Origin of the sequence: Nocardioides pantholopis, from assembly GCF_003710085.1 — a bacterium.
In the GTDB taxonomy this organism is placed as follows: Bacteria; Actinomycetota; Actinomycetes; order Propionibacteriales; family Nocardioidaceae; genus Nocardioides; species Nocardioides pantholopis.
In genome coordinates this window covers 2,634,637-2,657,500 of record NZ_CP033324.1, presented here as the reverse complement: position 1 = coordinate 2,657,500, position 22,864 = coordinate 2,634,637, and the positions used below count along the sequence as shown (strand labels likewise).

Genomic DNA, 22,864 nt, shown 5'->3' with positions numbered 1-22,864 from the left:
TTCGGGAGAAGGGGGGCCCGGATCGTGTACCCACTAGCTGGGGAAGCGTGAAGGGCCGCAGAGACCAGGCCCAAGCGACTGTTTACTAAAAACACAGGTCCGTGCGAAGTCGTAAGACGATGTATACGGACTGACTCCTGCCCGGTGCTGGAAGGTTAAGGGGACCGGTTAGATCGCAAGATCGAAGCTGAGAACTTAAGCCCCAGTAAACGGCGGTGGTAACTATAACCATCCTAAGGTAGCGAAATTCCTTGTCGGGTAAGTTCCGACCTGCACGAATGGAGTAACGACTTGGGCGCTGTCTCAACCGTGGACTCGGCGAAATTGCACTACGAGTAAAGATGCTCGTTACGCGCGGCAGGACGGAAAGACCCCGGGACCTTTACTATAGTTTGGTATTGGTGTTTGGTTCGGCTTGTGTAGGATAGGTGGGAGACTGTGAAGCGGCCACGCCAGTGGTTGTGGAGTCAACGTTGAAATACCACTCTGGTCGTACTAGATGTCTAACCTAGGTCCATGATCTGGATCAGGGACAGTGCCTGATGGGTAGTTTAACTGGGGCGGTTGCCTCCTAAAATGTAACGGAGGCGCTCAAAGGTTCCCTCAGCCTGGTTGGCAATCAGGTGTTGAGTGTAAGTGCACAAGGGAGCTTGACTGTGAGACAGACATGTCGAGCAGGGACGAAAGTCGGAACTAGTGATCCGGCGTCGGCATGTGGAAGCGACGTCGCTCAACGGATAAAAGGTACCCCGGGGATAACAGGCTGATCTTCCCCAAGAGTCCATATCGACGGGATGGTTTGGCACCTCGATGTCGGCTCGTCGCATCCTGGGGCTGGAGTAGGTCCCAAGGGTTGGGCTGTTCGCCCATTAAAGCGGCACGCGAGCTGGGTTTAGAACGTCGTGAGACAGTTCGGTCCCTATCCGCCGCGCGCGCAGGAAACTTGAGAAAGGCTGTCCCTAGTACGAGAGGACCGGGATGGACGAACCTCTGGTGTGCCAGTTGTCCCGCCAGGGGCACGGCTGGTTAGCTACGTTCGGAAGTGATAACCGCTGAATGCATCTAAGCGGGAAGCACGTTTCAAGATGAGGTTTCCCACCACGTAAGTGGGTAAGGCCCCCAGCAGAACACTGGGTTGATAGGCCGGAGGTGTACAGCAGCAATGCCTAGCCGACCGGTACTAATAGGCCGAGGGCTTGTCTTACACTCACTTTACAAAAACGACAACGACCTACTGCGTACTCGCGTCCACAATCCAACACACACCACGTGTACAACACATGTGAATAGTGGCTTGGACACCCCACCACCCCGACCCGGGTGCACACACCCCCGGGAATCGGTGAGCACCGCGGTGGATGGTGTCCGCAAGAGTTACGGCGGCCATAGCGAAAGGGAAACACCCGGTCCCATCCCGAACCCGGAAGTTAAGCCTTTCAGCGCCGATGGTACTGCAACCGAGAGGTTGTGGGAGAGTAGGACGCCGCCGGACATACACTCCGTAGAGGGCCACCCCTGGTGGCCCTCTACGTGTATTTCAAGACAGTCATCGTGCATCGCACAACCAAGCAGGGAGCAGCATCGTCGTGGCTGAGCAACGTCGCAACCAGCGTCCGACCGGATCCGGCGCCCCGCGCCGTGGTGGCAAGCCGCAGGCGGGCGGGAAGCCCGCCTCGAGTGGTCGCCCCTCGTCCGGAGGCCGGTCCGAGGGCCGACCCCAGTCGGGTGGCAAGCCCGCCTCGGGCGGCCGTCCGCAGTCCGGAGGTCGGTCCGAGGGCCGTCCGCAGTCCGGAGGCCGGTCCGAGGGCCGACCGCAGTCCGGAGGCCGGTCCGAGGCCGGCGGCAAGCCCCAAGGCGCCGGTCGCGGCGGCTCGTCCTCCGGTCGTCCCGCCTCGGGTCGCGGCGGCAGTGGGCCCCGCGCTGGTGGGCCCCGTGCCGGCGGGCAGCGGGACTGGAAGCGGCCGACGGACAAGCAGGTGGACCGGTCCGATGAGCAGGCCAAGTACGACGGTCCGGACCTGCCCGCTGAAGTCTCCGGTCAGGAGCTGGACCGTGCCGTCGCCGCGCAGCTCAAGGGCCTCCCGGAGAAGCTCGCCGCGCGCGTCGCCCGGCACCTGGTGGCGGCGGGCCTCTACATCGACGAGGACCCCGAGCTGGCCTACCAGCACGCCCTCGCCGCACGGGCCCGCGTCGGCCGGCTCGCCGTGGTCCGCGAGGCCGTCGGCGAGGCGGCGTACGCCGCAGGCCACTACGCCGAGGCGCTCGCCGAGCTGCGGGCCGCGAAGCGGATGAACGGCGCCACGGCGTACCTGCCGATCATGGCTGACTGTCACCGCGCCCTGGGTCACCCCGAGCAGGCGCTCAAGCTGGCCAAGAGCCCGTCGGTGGCGAACTTCGCGCCGGAGGCCAAGGCCGAGATGACGATCGTCGAGGCGGGCGCCCGTCGGGACATGGGCCAGCTCGACGCCGCGCTGCGCACGCTCGAGCTCGCGCCGCTGCTCTCGAAGAGCAGGGACCCCTGGGTGGTGCGGCTGCGGTACGCCTACGCCGACATCCTGGAGTCCGCCGGACGCGGGAACGACGCGCTCACCTGGTTCCACCGGACCATGGCGATCGACAGCGAGCAGCTCACCGATGCTGCCGAGCGCGCCGACGCGCTGGAGAAGAAGCTCTCCCAGGGCTGAGCCCGCGGCGCTGTCCGCAGTTCGGACCCGCGGCGGGTCCGCGCATGCGCGGGCCCGCCGCGGGGAATGACGCCTGGTGGCCATGACCACCGCGGCGTTCAACCGCAGTGCGGAGAGGAAGTCCATGCTGAGGTTCGCGGGACACGGAGTCAGTGACGTGGGCCTGGTGCGCCCGGGCAACGAGGATGCCGGGTACGTCGGTCCCTACGTCGCCCTGGTCGCCGACGGCGTCGGTGGGGCGGCGGCCGGGGAGGTCGCGGCCGCGACCACGGCGTACGCCGCGTCGGAGGTCGCGCTGGCCCGCCTGGGGGACCCGCCCGAGGACGTCGTGCTGGCCGCCTGGGAGGCGGCGCGGGCGGGCGTCCAGCTCGCGGTCCAGCGCGACCTCGAGCGGCTCGGGATGGCGACCACGCTCACGATGCTGGTGTGCGACGGCGACCGGGTGGCCCTGGGGCACGTGGGGGACTCACGCGCCTACCTGCTGCGGTCGGGAGTGCTGGAGCGGATCTCCACCGACCACACCTACGTCCAGCGGCTCGTGGAGCGCGGCCAGCTGGCTCCGGAGGCGGCCGGTCGGCACCCGTGGCGCAACATGGTGCTGCGCTCGGTGGACGGCGACCCGGCCGGCCCCGGGCTCGACGTGACACCGGTCGACGCCCGACCGGGGGACCGGCTGCTGCTGTGCTCCGACGGGTTGACCGACCTCGTGCCCGACGAGGTCGTCGGCGCCCTGCTCGCCACGCCCGCCGCGGACGCGGCGGCCGAGGCCCTGGTGGCCGCGGCGCTGGCGGCCGGTGGACGCGACAACGTCACCTGCATCGTCCTGGACCTGGAGACCGGCCCGCGGGTCCCGGCCGCGGGGGCGCCGCTGGGCGCCCTGGTGGAGCCGGGCAACGTCGTCGACCCGGCCACGGCGCGCCCGGGAGGCTCACCCGACGCCGGCTGAGCGTTCCGTGACGACGCGAGGAACCCGCCGGCGTGGATCACTGGTGCTCTGGCGCAACATGCGTCACAATGGGTTCACAACTACATCCGTGTCACTCGATCGATCCGCTCCACTGACGAGACCGCTGGGGAAGGCGTAGCTCGCGCCGGAGTAAGGAGGAGTCACGGTGACCGCACGCACTGCCAACCGCACTGCCACGAGGGGCGTCCTGTACGTCCACTCAGCGCCATCCGCGCTGTGCCCGCACATCGAGTGGGCCGTCGGCGGTGTCCTTGGCGTACCCGTGAGCCTGGACTGGACGCCACAGCCGGCTCAGTCGGGGACGTACCGCGCCGAGCTCTCCTGGACCGGCGCAACCGGCTCGGCCGCCGCTGTCGCCTCGGCGCTGCGCGGCTGGAACCAGCTGCGCTTCGAGATCACCGAGGAGCCCTCCTCCGGGACCGAGGGGGCGCGCTACTCCTACACGCCCGAGCTCGGGATCTTCCACGCCGTCACCGGCCTGCACGGTGACATCATGATCCCCGAGGACCGGCTCAAGGCAGCCGTCGTGAAGTCCGCCCTGGGCGAGACGACCCTGCTGGTCGAGATCGACAAGCTGCTGGGCAAGCCCTGGGATGACGAGCTGGAGACCTTCCGGCACGCGGGCGAGGGCGCTCCGGTGCGCTGGCTGCACCAGGTGGTCTGAGGCTCTCTCGGCGCCCGCGGGTGCCGGCCGGCGGTCCGAGCAGCCGTCGGCTCAGCGCTTGCGCATCCGGAAGGTCGCGGTCGCCAGCCACTCCTCCTGGTACTCCACCGGACCGTTCTGGACGCTGAGCAGCGCCCGGATCCGGAACTTGCCCGGTCGGGTCGTGGCCCGGCAGATCCGGAAGCTGGCCCGGCCCTGGGTGGCGTCGTGACCGCCGAGCAGCACGCCCGAGCCCAGCTTGCGGCCCCGTGGGTCGATCAAGAAGGTCTCCAGGGCCCAGTCGCCCTCCGGCGGCGTGATCGCATAGGTGTAGGCCTTCGTTCGGCAGCCCTTGCGGAGCTTGCCGTCAGTGGCCGAGACCGTCCCCCAGTCCGAGGACCGGGCCTGGCTCGGAGCGCTCACCCCCAGGACCAGGCCCGCCGTCACCAGGAGGAGCATCGCTGCCGGCGCGGCCAGCCTGCCGATCATCGTGTGCACCGAGGTTCCCCCACGTCGTCTGTGACCTGCGTCATGGCCAAGGTAGCGGGCCGGGCACGAGCCGGGGAACCCGCGCTCTCTCAGAGTGGGATGTTGCCGTGCACGCCGCGGCGTACGCCCTCGTCGTCCACGGCCCGGTCGATCGCGCGGGCCAGGGCGCTGCGCGTCGCGGCCGGGTCGACGACCTCGTCGACGACGCCGATCTCGACGGCGCGCTCGACCCCGCCGGCCATCCGCTCGTGCTCGGCGGCCAGCTCGGCCTCCACCTGCGGACGGATGTCCGGGGCCACGTCGGCGAGGCGACGCCGGTGCAGGACCCGGACCGCGGCGACCGCACCCATGACGGCGACCTCCGCGCCCGGCCACGCGAACACCCTGGTGGCGCCGAGGGAGCGGGAGTTCATCGCGATGTAGGCGCCGCCGTAGGTCTTGCGGGTCACCAGCGTCACCCGCGGGACCACGCACTCGCCGAAGGCGTGCAGGAGCTTCGCGCCTCGGCGGACCACGCCGTCCCACTCCTGGCCGACGCCGGGGAGGTAGCCGGGCACGTCCACGAGGACGACCAGGGGTACGCCGAACGCGTCGCACATCCGCACGAACCGCGAGGCCTTCTCCGCCGACAGCGAGTCGAGGCAGCCGCCGAGGCGGAGCGGGTTGTTGGCGACGACGCCGACGGTGCGGCCGCCGAGGCGGCCCAGGGTGGTGACGATGTTGGGGGCCCAGCGGGCGTGCAGCTCCTGAGCGGTGCCGTCGTCGAGGACGGCCTCGACCAGGGGGTGGACGTCGTAGGCCCGCTTCCGGGCCGCGGGGAGCAGGGCCTCGAGGTCCCGGTCCTCGACGTCCTCGACGCGCAGGCTGCCCTGGGCGCCGAGCAGCGAGGTCACGGTGCGCGCGCGGTCGAGCGCCTCGCGCTCGGTGTCGGTGAGGATGTGGACCACCCCGGAGCGCCGTCCGTGCGGCTCGGGGCCGCCGAGCCGGAGCATGTCGACGTCCTCGCCGGTCACGGAGCGGACCACGTCCGGCCCGGTGACGAAGATCCGGCCCTCCGGGCCGAGGATGACCACGTCGGTCAGGGCGGGGCCGTACGCCGCGCCGCCGGCTGCCGGGCCGAGCACGACCGAGACCTGCGGGATCTTGCCGGACGCCTGGGTCATCACGTGGAAGATCCGCCCGACGGCGTGCAGGGACAGCACGCCCTCGGCCAGGCGGGCGCCGCCGGAGTGCCACAGCCCGATGATCGGCACCCGGTCGGTCATCGCGCGGTGGTAGGCGTCGACGACCACGCGGCAGCCGAGGTCGCCCATGGCGCCACCCATGATGGTGGCGTCGGAGCAGAAGGCGACGACCGGCGCGCCCTGGACGTGGCCGACGGCCGCGAGCATGCCGGAGTCGTCGTCGGCGCTGATCAGCTCCAGGGTGCCGTCGTCGAAGAGCGCGGCCAGCCGGGTGCGTGGGTTGCGGGGGTCCTGGTCGCGCGGGACCTTGACGGGCTTCGTGGGCGCCGTGGTCATCACACGCTGCCGAACGCCACGGCGACGTTGGCGCCGCCGAAGCCGAAGGAGTTGTTCAGGGCGGCGATGTCACCGGAGGGCAGTTCGCGCACGGTCGTCGCGATGTCGAGGTCGACCTGCGGGTCCCGGTCGTCGAGGTTGATCGTCGGCGGCGAGATCCGGTGGTACAGGGCCAGGACTGTCGCGATCGACTCCAGCGCCCCGGCGCCGCCGAGGAGGTGTCCGGTCATGGACTTGGTGCTGGTGACGACCACGTTCGAGACCTGGTCGCCGAGGGTGGCGTGCAGCATCAGGCCCTCGGCGATGTCACCCTGCGGAGTCGAGGTGGCGTGCGCGTTGACGTGCACGATCGAGTCGGGGCCGATCTCCGACTCCGCGAGGGCACGCAGGATGGCGCGCGAGCCGCCGCGGCCGGCCGGGTCGGGCTGGGCGATGTCGTGGGCGTCGGCGGTGATGCCGGCGCCGAGCACCTCGGCGTAGATCCGGGCCCCGCGGGCGCGGGCGTGCTCCTCGGACTCCAGCACCAGGACCCCGGAGCCCTCGCCGAGCACGAAGCCGTCGCGGCCGGTGTCCCAGGGGCGGGACACGGTCGTCGGGTCGCCGGCGTTCTTCGACAGCGCCATCATGTTGGCGAACGCCGCCATCGGCAGCGGGTGGATCGCGGCCTCGGTGCCGCCGGCCACGACCACGTCGGCGCGACCGAGGCGGATCTGGTCCAGGGCGAGGGCGATGCCCTCGTTGCCGGAGGCGCAGGCCGAGATCGGCGTGTTGACCGCGGCCCGCGCTCCGATGTGCAGGCTGATGTTCGCCGCAGCGGCGTTGGCCATCAGCATCGGGACCGCGAGCGGCGAGACGCGCCGCGGGCCCTTCTCCTTGAGGATGTCGTAGTTGTTCAGCAGGGTCGTGACGCCGCCGATGCCGGAGGCCATCGCGACGCCGACCCGATCGCCGTCGAGGCCGCCCTCGGTGGTCGAGCCCTCGAGGCCGGCGTCGCGCCACGCCTCCATGGCCGCGACCATCGCGAACTGGGACGCGCGGTCCAGGCGGCGGGCCTTGACCCGCTCCAGGACCTCGGTGGGCTCGACCGCGACCCGGGCCGCGATCTTGACCGGCAGCTCCTCGGCCCAGTCCTCGGTGAGATGACGGACCCCGGACCGGCCGTTGACCAGCCCGTCCCAGGTGCTCGCCACGTCCCCGCCGAGGGGGCTGGTGGTGCCGATGCCGGTGACCACGACTCGGGTGCGACTCATCTGCTGCTCGACTCCTTCGGAAGGGGGTGTGGCTCAGGCCTGGGCGCGCTCGATGAACGCGACGGCGTCGCCCACGGTCTTGAGGTTCTTCACCTCGTCGTCGGGGATCGAGACCCCGAACTTCTCCTCGGCCGCCACGACGACCTCGACCATCGAGAGCGAGTCGACATCCAGGTCGTCGACGAAGGACTTGTCGAGCTGGACGTCGTCGGCGTCGACGCCGGCGACCTCGTTGACGATCTCGGCGAGGTCGGCGCGGATCTCTTCGGTGGTGGCCATGTGGTGGTTCTCCTCGTAGTTGTGCGTAGTTGTGCTGGTTGGCTGTGTGCCGGTGGTGCGGTGGTGCGTCTGGGGGAGGCGGGCCGAGACCTGCCGGGGCGGGGCGTCGGGGCTAGGGGACGACGACGACCTGGGCGGCGTACGCGAGTCCGGCGCCGAAGGCGATGAACAGCGCGGTGTCGCCGCTGCGGGCCTCGCCGTCGGCCTTCATCCGGGCCAGGGCCAGCGGCACCGAGGCGGCCGAGGTGTTGCCGGACTCCGCGATGTCGCGGGCGATCCGGACCGTGGCCGGCAGCTTCATGGACCGGGCGAGGGCGTCGACGATGCGCATGTTCGCCTGGTGCGGGACGAAGCAGTCGAGCTGGTCGGCGCTGATGCCGGCCTCGTCGAGCGCCTGCTGGCCGATCTTGGCCATCGCGAACGACGCCCAGCGGAAGACCGGGTTGCCCTGCATCACCAGGTGCGGCATGAGCGGCTCGGGGGAGGCCAGCACATCGCGCCAGTCCGCGCGGGACTTGATCAGCTCGGACTGCTCGCCGTCGGAGCCCCACACGACCGGGCCGATGCCCGGCACGTCGCTCGGGCCCACCACGGCCGCGCCGGCGCCGTCGGCGAAGATGAACGCGGTGCCGCGGTCGCTCAGGTCGGTGATGTCGGAGAGCCGCTCGACGCCGATCACCAGCACGTGGCCGGCGGAGCCGGCGCGGACCATGCCGTCGGCCAGCGCGATGCCGTGGCAGAAGCCGGCGCAGGCGGCGGAGATGTCGAACGCCGCGGCCTGCTCGGTGCCGAGCTCGTGGGCGATCATCGTGGCGAGCGCGGGCGTCTGCACCAGGTGGGTCACGGTCGCGACGATGACGCAGTCGATCTGCTTGGCGTCGACCCCGGCGTCCTCGAGGGCGGCGCGCGCGGCCGAGGCGCCCATCATCTGCACGGTCTCCTCCGGCGTCGCCCAGCGGCGGCTGCGGATCCCGGAGCGCTGCTGGATCCACTCGTCGCTGGAGTCGATCGCCTCGACGAGCTCGCTGTTCGGGACCACCCGGGAGGGGCGGTAGGCGCCGATGCCGAGGAGCGCGGCGTGCTCGGCGCCCCGGGGGACCCGCAGGGCCGGCTTGGCCGCCGCCATCACAGTGCTCCCTCGGGGTGCAGGCGCAGCAGGGGCTGGCCGGGGGAGACCAGGTCGCCGTCCTCGACGAGCCACTCCACGACCTGCCCGCCGTGGGCGGCGGTGACGTGGATCCGGTCGCGCAGGCTGGCGACGTCCCCGACCGGGGCGCCGGCGCCGAGGGAGCCGGCGTCCGCGGCGTCCGCCGCGATGTGGAAGGTCCCCTTCGCGGGCGAGACCACCATCCGCCAGGTCGGGTTGGTGCCCATGTCGGACTCCTCGCCGTGCTTGTCGCAGAACGCGCGAGCGTCGTCGAGCTGGTCGGGGGTCTTCAGGGCGAAGGTCTCCACGCCCTTCAGGACGCGCTTGGCGATGCCGGTGAGAGTGCCGGCGGGCGGCATCTCGAGGATGCCGGTCACGCCGAGGTCGGCCATCGTCTCCAGGCACAGGTCCCAGCGGACCGGGCTGGCGATCTGGCCGACGATGCGGCGCAGCACGTCGCGGCCGTCGTGGACCAGGGTGCCGTCCCGGTTGGAGATCAGCCGGGTCCTCGGGTCGTGCACCGAGACCGAGCGCGCGAGCATGCCGAGGTGGTCGACCGCCGGCGCCATGTGGTGGGTGTGGAACGCGCCGGCGACGCTGAGCGGCACCAGCCGGGCCCGGGCCGGCGGCGCGGCCGCGAACGCCTCGAGCTGCTCGGCGGTGCCGGCGGCGACGACCTGGCCGGGACCGTTGTCGTTGGCAGCGGTCAGCCCGTGCTCCTCGAGGGCGGCGCGGACCTCGTCGCGGTCGCCGCCCAGGACGGCGGTCATCCCGGTCGGCGTGCGAGCCGCGGCAGTGGCCATCGCCTTGCCGCGCTCGCGGACCAGCACCATCGCCTGCTCGGCGGTGATGACGCGCGCTCCGGCGGCGGCGGCGAGCTCGCCGACGCTGTGGCCCGCGACGGCGCCGATCCGGGAGAACCCGTCGGTGGGGTGCGGGAAGAGCTCGAGCGCGGCCACCAGGGCGGTGGCGACCAGCAGCGGCTGGGCGACCTGGGTGTCGCGGATGGTCTCGGCGTCCGCCTCGGTGCCGTAGCCGGCCAGGTCCATGTCGGCGACCGTGGACAGCCAGGCGAAGCGGGTGGCGAAGGTGGGGTCCTCGAGCCAGGGCGTGAGGAAGCCGGGTGTCTGGGCACCCTGGCCGGGGGCGACGATGACGAGCACGGGCCCCACTCTGCCGGGACCGGACCCCGGTTCTCGCCTCCGCCGCGCACGAATCTCGGGCGGTGGTTGTTGTGGGAACCCTACAAATTCCGGGTGGAGCGCCCCGACTGGCGGCCGAGCACCAGCGCGATCTGGAGGATGAGGGCGTCCCGCGCCGCGGTGGGGGAGTATCCGGTCAGGTCGGCCACCTGGCGCAGCCGGTAGCGGACCGTGTTCGGATGCACGAACAGCACCCGGGCGGTGGCCTCGATCGACGACCCGGAGGCGAAGTACCCCGCCAGGGTCTCGATCAACGTGCCGCGGGCCTGGACGAGCGGCAGGTAGATCTCCTCGACGACGTGTCGGCGCGCGTGCCCGTCGCCGGCCAGGACCCGCTCGGGCAGCAGCTCGTCGCTGAGCACCGGGCGCGGGGCCTCGGGCCAGCCGGCCGCCGCGCGGTGCGCGGAGACCGCGCCGCGGGCCGAGAGATGGGCGGTGCCGAGGTCCGGCTCGACCGGTCCCACCACCACCGGCCCGTCGGCGAACAGGTCGGCGACGGCCAGTGCCGCCGAGCGGGCTTCGCCCACGCCGCCGAGAACCACGACCAGCCGGTCGCCCTGGACCGCGCACAGCGCGTCCATCCCGAGGCCCTGCGCACGGCGGCGTACCTCGTCGAACAGGTCGGTCTCGGTACGCCGGGCCGGTACGCCGCCGAGCACGACCGCGACGTCCCCGCGGGCGCTCCACCCCAGCGCGCTCGCCCGGGACAGCACCGCCTCGTCGGCCTCGGCGCGGAGCACGGCGTCGACGACCAGCGCCTCCAGCCGGGCGTCCCAGGCGCCGCGCTGCTCGGCGGCCCGGGCGTAGACCTCGGCGGTCGCGAAGGCGACCTCCCGGGCGTACCGGGAGACCGAGTCTCGTGCGTGCGGTGCGTCGGCGGTGTCGAGGAGCTGGTCGAGGCTGCCCTCGACCACGTCGATCGAGAGCCGGATCAGGTCGACGGTCTGCCCCAGCGTGATCGCGCCGGTGAGCGTGCGCGGCGCGGCCCCGAAGACCGAGGTGGCCAGGGCGCTGCCGTCCGGCTGGGCGCCGTCGGGGGTGATGCGGTACCAGTCCACGAAGCCCTTGATGCCCGCCTGGACGATCATCCCGACCCAGGAGCGCTCCTGGGCGCTGAGGTCGCGGAACCAGCCGAAGTCGGTCTCCATCCGGGCCATCGCGGTGGTGCTGAGCGCACCGGTGGCCCGCTGCAGCGCATCGGCGTTGCGGATCCGGGGCACTGCACTCGCGCGGGACGACACGGTCTGAGGTTAGACCGGTCCGGCTCGTGGCGCGGACCCTGACCGGCAGCGACCGGGACCGGACTCGCCAAGTCGCCCGGCGAACGCGCCGTCGTCTGGTTCAATCGCCCCACCACCGGCACAGGAGGCCCCAGGTGTCCGAGCAGTCCCACGAGGTCCGGTTCGCGACCGTCCACGGCCACCGGCGCGCGTACGTCCAGGTGGGCAGCGGGCCCGCGCTGCTCCTGCTGCACGGCCTCGGGTGCGACCACACCACCTGGTCCCCGGTGATCGAGGCCCTGGCCGAGCACCACACGGTGATCGCCCCCGACCTGCTCGGGCACGGGCAGTCGGACAAGCCCCGGGCGGACTACACGCTGGGCGGCTACGCCAACGGCATGCGCGACCTGCTGACCGTGCTGGGCATCGAGCAGGCCACGGTCGTGGGCCATAGCTTCGGCGGCGGCGTCGCCATGCAGTTCGCCTACCAGTACCCCGAGCGCACCGAGCGGCTGGCGCTCGTCGCGAGCGGCGGGCTGGGCCCCGAGGTGAGCCCGATCATCCGGGCGATCACGACTCCGGGCTTCCACCAGGCGATAGGGCTGCTGACGCTGCCCGGGCTGCGCCACCTCGGGACCACCGGGCTGCGGCTGCTGGCGGCCACCGGGGTCAAGCACATCCGCGACCTCGACGAGGTCGCCACGATCTACGACTCGCTCAAGGACCCCGCGGCCCGCACCGCGATGCGCCACGTGGTCCGGGGGGTGGTCGACTGGCAGGGCCAGGTGGTCACGATGGCGGACCGCGCCTATCTCACCGACGCGATGCCGATGGCGGTGATCTGGGGCCGCGACGACATGGTGCTTCCCGTCCAGCACGCCCACCAGGCCGCGACGCTGGCGCCCACCGCCCGGGTCGAGGTGATGGCGGACGCCGGGCACTTCCCGCACAAGGACCACCCGCAGCGCTTCGCCCGGATCCTCACCGACTTCATCCGGACCACCGAGCCCGCGTCGTACTCGCGGGCCCGCTGGCGCCGGCTGCTGGAGCAGGGCGCGGCCGGGACCCTCGCGCCGGTGCCGGCGGCCACCCCCGCCTGACCCTGGCGGGCCCGCAGGCCCCCTCACGCGACACTGCCCGGCTCCGACGATGCGTCGGAGCCGGGCAGTGTCGTGGTGGAGCCGTCAGGCGTCGCCGCCCTCCTGCTTGCGGTCGGCGACCGCTGTCGGGTCGTCGATGCGGTACGTCGCGAACGCCTTCTCGACCTGGGAGCGGTCGATCTGGCCGGCGTCGGCGAGCGCCTGCAGCGCCTGGACCACGACCGACTCGGCGTCGATGTGGAAGAACCGCCGCGCGGCGGGCCGGGTGTCGGCGAAGCCGAAGCCGTCCGCGCCCAGGACCCGGTAGTCACCGGGGACCCAGCGGGCGATCTGCAGCGGCACGGCCCGCATGAAGTCCGAGACCGCCACGACCGGTCCCTCGACGTCGATCAGCCGCTCCTCGACGTACGCCGTGCGCGGCTCCTCGGCCGGGTGGAGCAGGTTCCACTCCTCCGCGGAGATCGCGTCGCGAGCCAGCTCGTTCCACGACGTGACCGACCAGGTGTCGGCCTGGACGCCCCAGTCCTCGGCGAGCATCCGGGCGGCGTCCTGCACCCACGGCAGACCGACGCCGGAGGCCATCAGCGTCACCTTCGGGCCCTCGCCCGCCGCTGTCGACACCTGGTGCATGCCCCGCAGGATGCCCTCGACGTCGACGTCCTCGGGCTCGGCCGGCTGGGCGATCGGCTCGTTGTAGACGGTCAGGTAGAAGATCACGTTCTCGCCGTGACCCTCAGGCCCGCCCTGGCCGTACATCCGCTCCAGACCGCTGCGCATGATGTGGCTGATCTCGTAGGCGAACGCCGGGTCGTAGTGCACGACCGCGGGGTTGGTCGCAGCCAGCAGCGGGGAGTGCCCGTCGGCGTGCTGGAGACCCTCGCCGGTCAGCGTGGTGCGCCCGGCCGTGGCTCCGATCAGGAAGCCGCGGGAGAGCTGGTCGGCCATCGCCCAGATCGAGTCGCCGGTGCGCTGGAAGCCGAACATCGAGTAGAAGATGTAGAACGGGATCATGTACTCGCCGTGCGTGGAGTACGCCGAGCCCGCGGCGGTCGCCGAGGCCATCGCGCCGGCCTCGGAGATGCCCTCGTGCAGCATCTGCCCCTGCTTGGACTCCTTGTAGGAGAGCAACATGTTGCGGTCGACCGACTCGTACTGCTGACCGGCCGGGTTGTAGACCTTCGCGCTCGGGAACATCGCGTCCATGCCGAAGGTGCGGTACTCGTCCGGGGCGATCGGGACCAGCCGCTGGCCGATCTCCGGGTCCTTCATCCAGTCCTTGAGCAGCCGGACCACGGCCATGGTGGTCGCGACCGAGTGCTTGCCCGAGCCCTGCTTGAGCTCGGAGTAGACAGCGTCGCCGGGGAGCTTCAGCGGCTTGGCGCGCACGACCCGCTTGGGCAGCGACCCGCCGAGCTGGCGGCGGCGCTCGAGCATGTACTCGATCTCCGGGGCGTCGGCGCCGGGGTGGAAGAACGGCGCCCCGCCGGTCTCCTCGTAGGAGCGCTCCAGGTCGCGGTCGGAGATCGGCAGGTAGAGCCGGTCCCGGAACCGCTTGAGATCCGCGGGGGTCAGCTTCTTCATCTGGTGGGTGGCGTTCTTGCCCTCCAGCGCGTCGATCGTCCAGCCCTTGACGGTCTTCGCCAGGATCACGGTCGGCTGGCCGACGTGCTTGGTGGCGGAGTCGAACGCGGCGTACACCTTGCGGTAGTCGTGCCCGCCGCGCGGCAGCTTCTGGATCTGGGTGTCGCTCATGTGCTCGACCATCGCCCGCAGCCGGGGGTCACCGCCGAAGAAGCTCTCGCGCACGTAGGCGCCGTCCTCGACGGAGTAGGTCTGGAACGCGCCGTCGGGCGTGCTGTTCATCGAGTTGACCAGCACGCCGTCGACGTCGCGGGCGAGCAGGTCGTCCCATTCGCGTCCCCACACGACCTTGATCACGTTCCAGCCGGCGCCGCGGAATGTCGACTCCAGCTCCTGGATGATCTTTCCGTTGCCGCGCACCGGGCCGTCGAGCTGCTGGAGGTTGCAGTTGATCACCCAGGTGAGGTTGTCGAGCTCCTCTCGGGCCGCGACGCCGATGGCGCCGAGCGACTCGGGCTCGGCCATCTCGCCGTCGCCGAGGAAGGCCCACACCCGCTGGTCGCTGGTGTCCTTGATGCCACGGTTCTGCAGGTAGCGGTTGAACCGCGCCTGGTAGATCGAGTTGATGCCGGTCAGCCCCATCGAGACCGTCGGGAACTCCCAGAAGTCCGACATCAGCCGCGGGTGCGGGTACGACGGAAGGCCGGCGCCGGGCCCGTGCTGGACCTCCTGGCGGAACCGGTAGAGCTGCTCCTCGGAGAGCCGGCCCTCGAGGAACGCCCGGGAGTAGACACCGGGGGAGGCGTGGCCCTGGATGTAGATCTGGTCGCCACCGCCCGGGTGGTCCTTGCCGCGGAAGAAGTGGTTGAAGCCGACCTCGTAGAGGCTGGCGGAGGACTGGTAGGTGGCGATGTGCCCGCCGACCTCGAGGCCCTTGCGGTTGGCGCTGGAGACCATGACCGCCGCGTTCCAGCGGATGAAGGCCCGGATCCGGCGCTCGACGTCCTCGTCGCCCGGGAACCAGGGCTCGCGCTCCGGGGGGATCGTGTTGATGTAGTCCGTGGAGCGCAGGGCGGGGACGCCGACCTGCATCTGCCGGGCCCGCTCGAGCAGGCGCAGCATGATGTAGCGGGCCCGTTCGCGGCCGCGCTCCTCGGTCAACGCGTCGAAGGACGCGAGCCAGTCGTTGGTCTCGTCGGGGTCGATGTCCGGCAGCTGGGTCGGCAGGCCCTCGTGGATCACAGAAGGAACGCTGCCGGTGCGGGTGCCTGAAGGTGTGGGTGTTTCTTCGGTCACCCACTCATCGTTGCACGCGCCTCGGGTGGGGAAAATCTACCCGTCGGTAGTCCCATCTAGCGTGCGCGTGAGGTAATGGCTGTTGGACAGAGGTTGCGCCTCGCGCCCGACTCCGCTGAACTATCCCCACCGACCACCCGGACCTCGGGGGTCGACATCGAAGTGTCTGGAGGCCTCAGTGAGCTCGACCGCGGGTGGCGGGTCCACCCAGACAGGCGCCACCGAAAGTCCCGCTGCGAGGCTGGGCTTCAAGGCCGGCATGGTCATCCAGGAGCTCGGCTGGGACAACGACACCGACGACGGCTTGCGGGTCTCGATCGAGGACACGATCGACGCCGACATGGTCGACGGCGGCTACGGCAACGTGGTCGACGCGGTCCTGCTCTGGTGGCGCAAGGACGACGGTGACCTGGTCGACGGTCTCGTCGACGCCCTCACCGACCTCGTCGGCGGCGGCGCCATCTGGCTGCTGACCCCCAAGGTCGGCCGGGCCGGCGCCGTGGACCCCGCCGACGTGACGGAGGCGGCGCCCATCGCGGGCCTGTCGCAGACCACGACCGCGGCGGTCAGCAAGGACTGGGCCGCGACCCGACTCGTCGCTCCGAAGACTCCCGCCTGAGCGCACGCGCTCGTACTGCCCTCGACTGGACAGGATGGTCGCTGTGCTCACCACGCTCCGCTCACGGGCGTCCTCGGGCGCCACGGCCGTCCGGGTGCTGGCCGGCTCCGGGATCGTCCGTCCGTACTCGCCCCGGGTGCTGGCCGGCGTGCTCGGCACGCTTCGGGCGTGGGGCACCGGGCCGGCCGGCGGGTTCGCCACGGTCGCGCTGCGTGAGCCGGACCGGCCCGCGATCGTCGACGAGCTCGGCACGCTGACGTACGGCGAGCTGCACCGGCGGGCCAACGCGCTGGCCCGGGGCCTGGCCGACCTCGGCGTCGAGGCCGGGGACGCGGTGGCGCTGATGTGCCGCAACCACCGCGGCTTCGTCGAGACCAGCATCGCGGCGGCGCGGCTCGGGGCGGACCTGCTCTACCTCAACACCGCCTTCGCCGGCCCGCAGCTGGTCGAGGTGCTCGAGCGCGAGAAGCCGCGGGTCGTCGTCCACGACGAGGAGTTCACCGGGCTGCTCGCCGGGGCGGACAGCGGCCGGCGGGTGCTCGGCTGGGTCGACAGCGCCGCCGAGGACCTCGGCGAGGTCCCGAGCCTGGAGCGCCTCATCGACGCCCACGACGGCACCGACCTGGACCCCCCTGGACGACACAGTCGGATCGTGATCCTCACCTCCGGCACGACCGGCACGCCCAAGGGCGCGCCGCGCAAGGAGCCCGGCGTCGAGGCGGCGATCTCGCTGCTCTCCCGGATGCCGCTGCGCTTCGGCTGGCGCACCCACATCGCCGCACCGCTCTTCCACACCTGGGGCTTCGCGCACTTCGCGCTGGCGATGCTGCTCGGCTCGACGATGGTGCTGCGCCGCCGCTTCGACCCGGAGGAGGCGCTGCGGGTCGTCGAGGCGGAGCGGTGCGAGTCGCTCGTGGTGATCCCGGTGATGCTGCAGCGGATCCTGGACCTGCCCGAGGACGTCCTGCGCCGCCACCCGCTGCCGACCCTGAAGGTGGTCGCGGCGTCCGGCTCGGCGCTGCCGGGGGACCTCGCGCTGGACTGGATGAACCACTTCGGCGACCACCTGTACAACATCTACGGCTCCACCGAGGTCGCCTACGCCTCGATCGCCACGCCCGCCGACCTGCGGGCGGCGCCCTCATCGGCCGGACAGCCGCCGTGGGGGACCCGGGTGCGGATCTACGACGAGCAGGGCCGGCCGGTGCCGGCGGACACCTCGGGCCGGATCTTCGTCGCGAACACGATCCTCTTCGAGGGCTACACCGGCGGCGGCAACAAGGACATGATCGACGGCCTGATGGCGACCGGCGACGTCGGCCGCTTCGGGACCGACGGCCGTCTCTACGTCGAGGGCCGCGACGACGAGATGATCGTCTCCGGCGGCGAGAACGTCTTCCCCCAGGAGGTCGAGGACTGCCTGGCTCGCCACGACGCCGTCCTCGAGGTCGCCGCCGTGGGCGTCGACGACGAGCAGTTCGGCAAGCGGCTGCGCGCCTTCGTGGTCGTCAAGGACGGTCGGGAGGTGACCGAGGACGACCTCAAGGACTGGGTCCGGCAGAATCTGGCGCGATTCAAGGTGCCGCGCGAGGTGCTGCTGCTCGACGAGCTGCCGCGCAACGCCACGGGCAAGGTGCTCAAGCGCGAGCTCGCGCAGCGGGAGGAGTAGACGTCGTGCCGGACCGACCTGGCCTGTCCCTCGGGGGACCGGCCCCGGACTTCACCCTGCGCGACCAGTTCGGACAGGACGTCACGCTCTCGTCCTTCCGCGGCCGCAAGGCCGTCGCGATCCTGTTCTACCCCTACGCCTTCTCCGGCGTCTGCGCAGGCGAGATGGCGGGGATCCGCGACCGGCTCGACGAGTTCCTCACCTTCGACACCGAGGTCGTCGCGGTCTCCTGCGACTCGGTGTTCGCACTGCGCGCCTTCGCCGACACCGAGGGCCTGAACTTCCCGCTGCTCTCCGACTTCTGGCCGCACGGTGAGGTGGCGCGCGCCTACGACGTCCTCGACGAGATCAGCGGCAGTGCCCGCCGCTCGTCGTACGTCGTGGACCGCGCGGGCAACCTGCGCTGGTCGGTGCACAACGCGATGCCCGAGGGACGCGACCTCGACGAGCACCTGCGCCAGCTCGCCGCGGCCGCGGCCGCGGGCTGAGGCCCGCCCGCTGGCCTGTTGCCGCGGCGGCGGACTAGACCGATCGGGCACTCCTCGCCTGAATTCGACAGAAGCTCCTCGACGGCGCGCGGGGGCGTCCTAGTCTTCTCGCGTTGAACCGCCGGCGACCCGAGACGCCGGCGGTTCAACGTCCATTTTCGGACCTCTCGTCGGCCCGCCGGGAGCCCCGTCCGGGGCCGTTGCTCGCAGCCGGCCAGCGCCTCGTCTAGTCTGTGGGCCGCCCCGATCGAGCACGGTCGGGCCAGGGCGTATAGCTCAGCGGTAGAGCTCCTCGCTTACAACGAGGCGGTCGGGGGTTCGATCCCCTCTGCGCCCACCCCTGCACGCCGACCGGCGGCGCGTGCGTAGCATCCCGCCGGTGACGACGAACCCGACCCGCGTGGCGCGCTGGGAGCGCCGCGCCGAGGTGCCCCTCCTGCTGCTGGCGGTGGCCTTCCTGGTCGCCTACGCCTGGCCGGTCCTGGACCCCCGCCTCGACCCGGACCTGCGCTCCTTCCTGGACCTGGTCTCGTGGACGGTCTGGGCCGCCTTCGTCGTGGACTTCGTCGCACGCATCACGCTGGCCGAGGAGCGCGGGCCGTACGTGTTGCGGCACTGGTACGACGTGGCGCTGATCGCCCTGCCGATGCTGCGGCCGCTGCGACTGCTCCGGCTCCTGGCGTTCGCGCGCATCCTGCACCGGGCGGCGGTGAGCTCGCTGGTCGGGCGGGTCGGGGTGTACGTCGGCGGGACGGCCGTGGTCGCCATCGCGCTGGGCGCGATCGCGGTCCTCGACGCCGAACGCGCCGATCCCGGCGCCAACATCACGACGTTCGGCGACGCGCTGTGGTGGGCGACCACCACCGTGACGACAGTGGGCTACGGCGACTTCTTCCCGGTGACCTTCAGTGGTCGCGTGGTGGGGGTGACGCTGATGCTCGTCGGCATCTCGGTGGTCGGCACGGTGACGGCGTCGGTGGCGACCTGGCTGATCTCGAGCGTCGAGACCAAGAACCGGGCGGAGGCGGAGGCCCGGGCAGTCGAGGAGGGCGAGAGGGCCGGCACCCCGGGCGGGTGACTGGACCGGTGCCGGCTCGATGACCGGGCGCTGGACCCCGGGAGGCGCCGAGTGGACCGAGGGTGCACAATCGCCCACCAGGGGTGACCTGGAACACCCCCCGGAGGAGGAAGCATGGGTGGGGCGACGGTCGCCGAGCGGCTCGCTGGCCAGCACGTCCTGGTCACGGGTGTCACGGGGTTCGTGGGCGAGGCGCTGCTGCACCTGATGCTCACCGAGGTGCCCGGGTGCCGGGTCAGCGTGCTGGTGCGCCCCAAGCGCACGACCACGGGTGCCGCCCGGGTCGCCAAGCTCCTCGCCAAGCCGATCTTCGCCGCGCCGGTCGCCGACGCCGGCGGAGTCGAGGAGCTGATGGCCGCGCGGGTCGCCGTCGTCGAGGGCGACCTCGCCGACCCCCCGCCGCTGCCGCCGGGCCTGGACGCGGTCGTGCACTGCGCCGGTGACGTGTCCTTCGATCCGCCGGTCGACCAGGGGTTCCGCACCAACGTCGTCGGGACCCGGCAGCTGCTGGCCCGCGTCGACGAGGCCGCGGCGGCCGAGGGCGGCCGCGACATCCACTACGTCCACATCTCCACCGCCTACGTCGCCGGGCGGCGCCGCGGGCACGTGCCCGAGGCGCCGGTCGACCACGACGTCGACCTCGAGGCCGAGCTCGCCTGGGGGCTGGGCCAGCGGACCGCCGTCGAGCACCGCTCCCGCGGGGCCGACGAACTGACCCGCGAGCGCCGGCGGGCCGAGCGCGAGCACAGCCGGGCCGGGATGCTCACCGCGGCCGCCGCGACCGAGGAGGCCCGGCGGACCTGGGTCAAGAACGAGCTGGTGCGGATCGGCACCGAGCGGGCCCGCAGCCTGGGCTGGACCGACTGCTACACGTTCACCAAGGCCCTCGGCGAGCGGGTCGTCGAGTCCTGGGCGGCCACCCACCGCGCCTCGATCGTGCGGCCCAGCATCATCGAGTCCGCCCTGGAGCGCCCGTACGCCGGGTGGATCGAGGGCTTCAAGATGGCCGAGCCGCTGATCCTGGCCTACGGCCGCGGTGAGCTCCCCGAGTTCCCCGCCTCCGCCGACACCATCGTCGACATCGTCCCGGTCGACCACGTGGTGGCCGCGATCGTGGCCGTCCTGGCCCACCCGCCGCAGGCCGGCGCCCCGGCGTACTTCCACGTGGCCAGCGGCGACCGCAACCCGCTCACGTTCCGGGCCCTCTACGAGAACGTCCGCGGCTACTTCGACGCGCACCCGTTCAGCGCCGGCGACCGCGGTGCGGTCCGGCTGCCGGACTGGCGCTTCCCCGGCGCGCAGGCGGTCGAGCGGCTGCTGACCACCAGCGAGAAGGCGTATCGGGCCGCCGACTACGTCCTGGGCCACGCCCCCCGCAGCGACCGGGCCCGCGACCTCGCCCGCAAGCTGGACCAGCAGGGCCGCCGGCTGGCGTTCCTGCGCCGCTACCTCGACCTCTACCACGAGTACGCCCAGGCGGAGCTGCGCTTCTCCGACGCTCGCACCATGGAGCTCTACCGCTCCCTCTCGCCAGCGGACCAGGCGAGCTTCGGCTTCGACACCTCGGTCGTCGACTGGCAGGTCTACCTCCAGGACATCCACTGCCCGGCCGTCACCCGGCCGGTCCGCGAGCTCGACGAGCTGCGCGCCGCGCGGCGGCGGGCGAACCGCACCGGGCCCCGGGCCGTGGGGGAGAACCCGCGCACCGCGGCGTTCTTCGACATGGACGGCACGCTGCTCTCGTCGAACGTCATCGAGACCTACCTGTGGATGCGGCTGCGCGAGCTGTCGGGGACCGAGCGGTTCGCCGAGCTCGGGCGGATCGCCGCGCGGGTCCCGGCCCTGGTCCAGGCCGAGCGCCGCCAGCGCAGCGACTTCCTGCGCACGGTCTACCGCGAGTACGCCGGGGCGCGGCTGGCCGACCTCGACGCGATCGCCGACGAGCACCTCGCCAGCCACGTGCTCTCGCGGCTCTCCCCGGAGGCGGTCCGCCGGATCCGGCAGCACCGCGCGGCCGGCCAGCCCACCGTGCTGATCACCGGCGCCATCCGGCCGCTCACCCGCCCCCTCGCCCCGCTGTTCGACCACATCGAGGCCGCCGAGCTCGCCGTCGACGCCGACGGCATCTGCACCGGCCACCTCGCCAGCTCGCCGCTGGTCGGGGAGTCCCGGGCCGCGTTCATGCAGGGCTGGGCGGCCGAGCACGACGTCGACCTCGCCGGGTCCTTCGCCTACGCCGACAGCCACTCCGACCTGCCGCTGCTGGCGGCCGTCGGAAACCCGGTGGCGGTCCGGCCCGACGTCTCGCTCTACCGCCACGCCCGGCGCCAGCACTGGACGATCGTGGACTGGGCCAGCCCGTCCGGCTCGGCCCGCGTCCTCAACCCCGCCGGGAGCCGCTGATGATGCTCGCGCTGGAGATGTTCCGCTCGCTGCCGCGCACGGTGGCGGGCAAGGCCGTGGGGCGCCGGCTGCCCGGCATCCTCTCCGGGTACGCCGCGCCGCTGCGGCTGGTGACCCTGGACCCCCCGAAGGTCGACCGGCCCGGCTGGGCCCGGCTGCGCACCCGGCTCTCCGGCATCTGCGGCTCGGACCTCGGCGCCCTGTCCGGCCAGACCAGCCTGTACTTCTCAGCTGTCGTCTCGCTGCCGTTCGTGCCCGGCCACGAGGTGGTCGCCGAGCTGGTGGAGGACTGCGAGGACCTGCCCGCCGGCACCCGCGTCGTCGTCGACCCGGTGCTGACCTGCGCCGCCCGCGGTGTGGAGCCGTGCGAGGGGTGCGCGAGCGGGGCCACGAACCGCTGCTCGCGGATCACCGTCGGTCACCTCTCGCCCGGCCTGCAGACCGGCTTCTGCAAGGACACCGGCGGAGGCTGGGGCCAGCAGCTGGCCGCGCACCGCAGCCAGCTGCACCCGGTGCCGGAGGGCTACAGCGACGAGCAGGCGATCCTGATCGAGCCGATGGCCTGCGCGGTGCACACCGCGCTGCGAGCCGGAGTCCGGGAGAACGACCGGGTGCTGGTGAGCGGGGCCGGCTCGGTCGGCCTGTTCGCGACGTTCGCCCTGCGCCGGCTGACCGCCGCCGGCGAGATCGTCGTGGTGGCCAAGCACGCCCACCAGCGCGAGTTCGCCCAGGAGTTCGGGGCCACCGAGGTCGTCGCCCCCGGCGAGGTGCTGCGGCGGGTCCGGCGCAGCACCGGGGCGTTCCAGGTCCAGCCGGAGTTCTCCTCGCCGTACCTCCTCGGCGGGGTCGACGTCGCCGTCGACGCCGTCGGCAGCAGCCAGTCGCTGGAGACGGCGCTGCAGGCGACCCGCGCGGGCGGTCGCGTGGTGCTCTCGGGGATGCCCGCGCCCGCCGACCTCTCCGCCGCGTGGTTCCGCGAGCTCGAGGTCGTCGGCACCTACGCCTCGGCGCGCCACGAGCCGCTGCTGAGCGGACCGTACGCCGGGCGCAGCGCCTTCGACGTGGCCACCGAGCTGGTCGGTCACGACGCGGTGGCGCGACTGGCCAAGTCCGTGGCCGCCTATCCGCTGCACCGCTGGCGCGAGGCCCTCGACCATGCCCATTCCGCAGGCCGTCTCGGCACCGTCAAGGTGGCCTTCGACCCCCGCTCGTCCCAGTAGGAGATCCCC

The 22,864-nt window shown here is 72.0% G+C and carries 18 protein-coding genes, 1 tRNA gene and 2 rRNA genes (1 of these 21 cut by a window edge); 13 read left to right on the top strand and 8 right to left on the bottom strand.

Going from position 1 to position 22,864, the window contains the following annotated elements; all coding sequences use genetic code 11:
- The 5 genes from EBO35_RS12765 to EBO35_RS12745 all read left to right on the top strand — a co-directional run.
- Positions 1-1,204: ribosomal RNA gene (locus EBO35_RS12765) — 23S ribosomal RNA — on the top strand; it begins 1,914 nt to the left of the window's first position.
- Between the two features lie 171 nt (positions 1,205-1,375).
- Positions 1,376-1,492 (top strand): 5S ribosomal RNA (rrf, locus tag EBO35_RS12760).
- A gap of 484 nt (positions 1,493-1,976) precedes the next feature.
- Complete coding sequence (locus EBO35_RS20030; RefSeq protein WP_241153685.1) at positions 1,977-2,684, top strand: tetratricopeptide repeat protein; 708 nt, start codon at positions 1,977-1,979, stop codon at positions 2,682-2,684.
- A gap of 82 nt (positions 2,685-2,766) precedes the next feature.
- Positions 2,767-3,630, top strand: coding sequence for a PP2C family protein-serine/threonine phosphatase (locus EBO35_RS12750; protein ID WP_122818043.1), 864 nt, complete (start codon positions 2,767-2,769; stop codon positions 3,628-3,630).
- 166 nt (positions 3,631-3,796) lie between these two features.
- The gene (locus EBO35_RS12745; RefSeq protein WP_122818042.1) at positions 3,797-4,315 is read left to right on the top strand and encodes a DUF3145 domain-containing protein; all 519 of its coding nucleotides are present in this window, start codon (positions 3,797-3,799) and stop codon (positions 4,313-4,315) included.
- Between the two features lie 51 nt (positions 4,316-4,366).
- Here the strand turns inward: EBO35_RS12745 and EBO35_RS12740 are convergent, their stop codons facing one another.
- From EBO35_RS12740 to EBO35_RS12710, 7 genes are all read right to left on the bottom strand, one after another.
- Positions 4,367-4,783 carry a hypothetical protein gene (locus tag EBO35_RS12740; protein WP_164477950.1) on the bottom strand — a complete coding sequence of 139 codons (417 nt, stop codon included), beginning with the start codon at positions 4,781-4,783 and terminating at the stop codon, positions 4,367-4,369.
- Between the two features lie 89 nt (positions 4,784-4,872).
- The gene (locus tag EBO35_RS12735; RefSeq protein ID WP_122818040.1) at positions 4,873-6,303 is read right to left on the bottom strand and encodes an acyl-CoA carboxylase subunit beta; all 1,431 of its coding nucleotides are present in this window, start codon (positions 6,301-6,303) and stop codon (positions 4,873-4,875) included.
- Positions 6,303-7,553 carry a beta-ketoacyl-[acyl-carrier-protein] synthase family protein gene (locus EBO35_RS12730; RefSeq protein WP_122818039.1) on the bottom strand — a complete coding sequence of 417 codons (1,251 nt, stop codon included), beginning with the start codon at positions 7,551-7,553 and terminating at the stop codon, positions 6,303-6,305. Before EBO35_RS12730 ends, EBO35_RS12735 begins: the two co-directional genes overlap by 1 nt.
- 33 nt (positions 7,554-7,586) lie before the next feature.
- On the bottom strand, positions 7,587-7,832 hold the full coding sequence (locus EBO35_RS12725; protein WP_122818038.1) for an acyl carrier protein: 246 nt from the start codon (positions 7,830-7,832) through the stop codon (positions 7,587-7,589).
- 112 nt (positions 7,833-7,944) lie between these two features.
- Positions 7,945-8,958, bottom strand: coding sequence for a beta-ketoacyl-ACP synthase III (locus EBO35_RS12720; protein ID WP_122818037.1), 1,014 nt, complete (start codon positions 8,956-8,958; stop codon positions 7,945-7,947).
- Positions 8,958-10,142 carry an acyltransferase domain-containing protein gene (locus EBO35_RS12715; protein ID WP_122818036.1) on the bottom strand — a complete coding sequence of 395 codons (1,185 nt, stop codon included), beginning with the start codon at positions 10,140-10,142 and terminating at the stop codon, positions 8,958-8,960. Before EBO35_RS12715 ends, EBO35_RS12720 begins: the two co-directional genes overlap by 1 nt.
- An 80-nt stretch (positions 10,143-10,222) precedes the next feature.
- Positions 10,223-11,422: a PucR family transcriptional regulator gene (locus EBO35_RS12710; protein ID WP_241153684.1), complete on the bottom strand. Its 1,200-nt coding sequence runs from the start codon at positions 11,420-11,422 to the stop codon at positions 10,223-10,225.
- Between the two features lie 134 nt (positions 11,423-11,556).
- On the opposite strand from EBO35_RS12710, the gene EBO35_RS12705 reads away from it, so the two are divergent.
- Positions 11,557-12,501, top strand: a complete 945-nt coding sequence (locus EBO35_RS12705) for an alpha/beta fold hydrolase (RefSeq protein WP_122818035.1) — start codon at positions 11,557-11,559, stop codon at positions 12,499-12,501.
- An 84-nt stretch (positions 12,502-12,585) separates the two neighbouring features.
- On the opposite strand, the gene aceE is transcribed toward EBO35_RS12705, so the two are convergent.
- Positions 12,586-15,324: a pyruvate dehydrogenase (acetyl-transferring), homodimeric type gene (aceE, locus tag EBO35_RS12700; RefSeq protein ID WP_241153683.1), complete on the bottom strand. Its 2,739-nt coding sequence runs from the start codon at positions 15,322-15,324 to the stop codon at positions 12,586-12,588.
- A gap of 232 nt (positions 15,325-15,556) precedes the next feature.
- Between aceE and EBO35_RS12695 the strand changes: the two genes are divergently transcribed.
- The 7 genes from EBO35_RS12695 (at position 15,557) to EBO35_RS12665 (ending at position 22,855) form a co-directional block, all read left to right on the top strand.
- Positions 15,557-15,997 carry a DUF3052 domain-containing protein gene (locus tag EBO35_RS12695; protein ID WP_122818033.1) on the top strand — a complete coding sequence of 147 codons (441 nt, stop codon included), beginning with the start codon at positions 15,557-15,559 and terminating at the stop codon, positions 15,995-15,997.
- Positions 15,998-16,040: 43 nt separating this feature from the next.
- Positions 16,041-17,666, top strand: coding sequence for an AMP-binding protein (locus EBO35_RS12690; protein WP_241153682.1), 1,626 nt, complete (start codon positions 16,041-16,043; stop codon positions 17,664-17,666).
- Positions 17,667-17,671: 5 nt separating this feature from the next.
- Complete coding sequence (locus tag EBO35_RS12685) at positions 17,672-18,154, top strand: peroxiredoxin (RefSeq protein WP_122818031.1); 483 nt, start codon at positions 17,672-17,674, stop codon at positions 18,152-18,154.
- Positions 18,155-18,419: 265 nt separating this feature from the next.
- Positions 18,420-18,491 (top strand) — tRNA-Val (locus tag EBO35_RS12680).
- Positions 18,492-18,533: 42 nt separating this feature from the next.
- Complete coding sequence (locus tag EBO35_RS12675) at positions 18,534-19,232, top strand: potassium channel family protein (protein ID WP_206422557.1); 699 nt, start codon at positions 18,534-18,536, stop codon at positions 19,230-19,232.
- Positions 19,233-19,346: 114 nt separating this feature from the next.
- The gene (locus EBO35_RS12670; RefSeq protein WP_122818030.1) at positions 19,347-21,635 is read left to right on the top strand and encodes an HAD-IB family hydrolase; all 2,289 of its coding nucleotides are present in this window, start codon (positions 19,347-19,349) and stop codon (positions 21,633-21,635) included.
- On the top strand, positions 21,635-22,855 hold the full coding sequence (locus tag EBO35_RS12665; protein WP_164477949.1) for a zinc-dependent alcohol dehydrogenase: 1,221 nt from the start codon (positions 21,635-21,637) through the stop codon (positions 22,853-22,855). Before EBO35_RS12670 ends, EBO35_RS12665 begins: the two co-directional genes overlap by 1 nt.
- Positions 22,856-22,864: the final 9 nt, after the last annotated feature.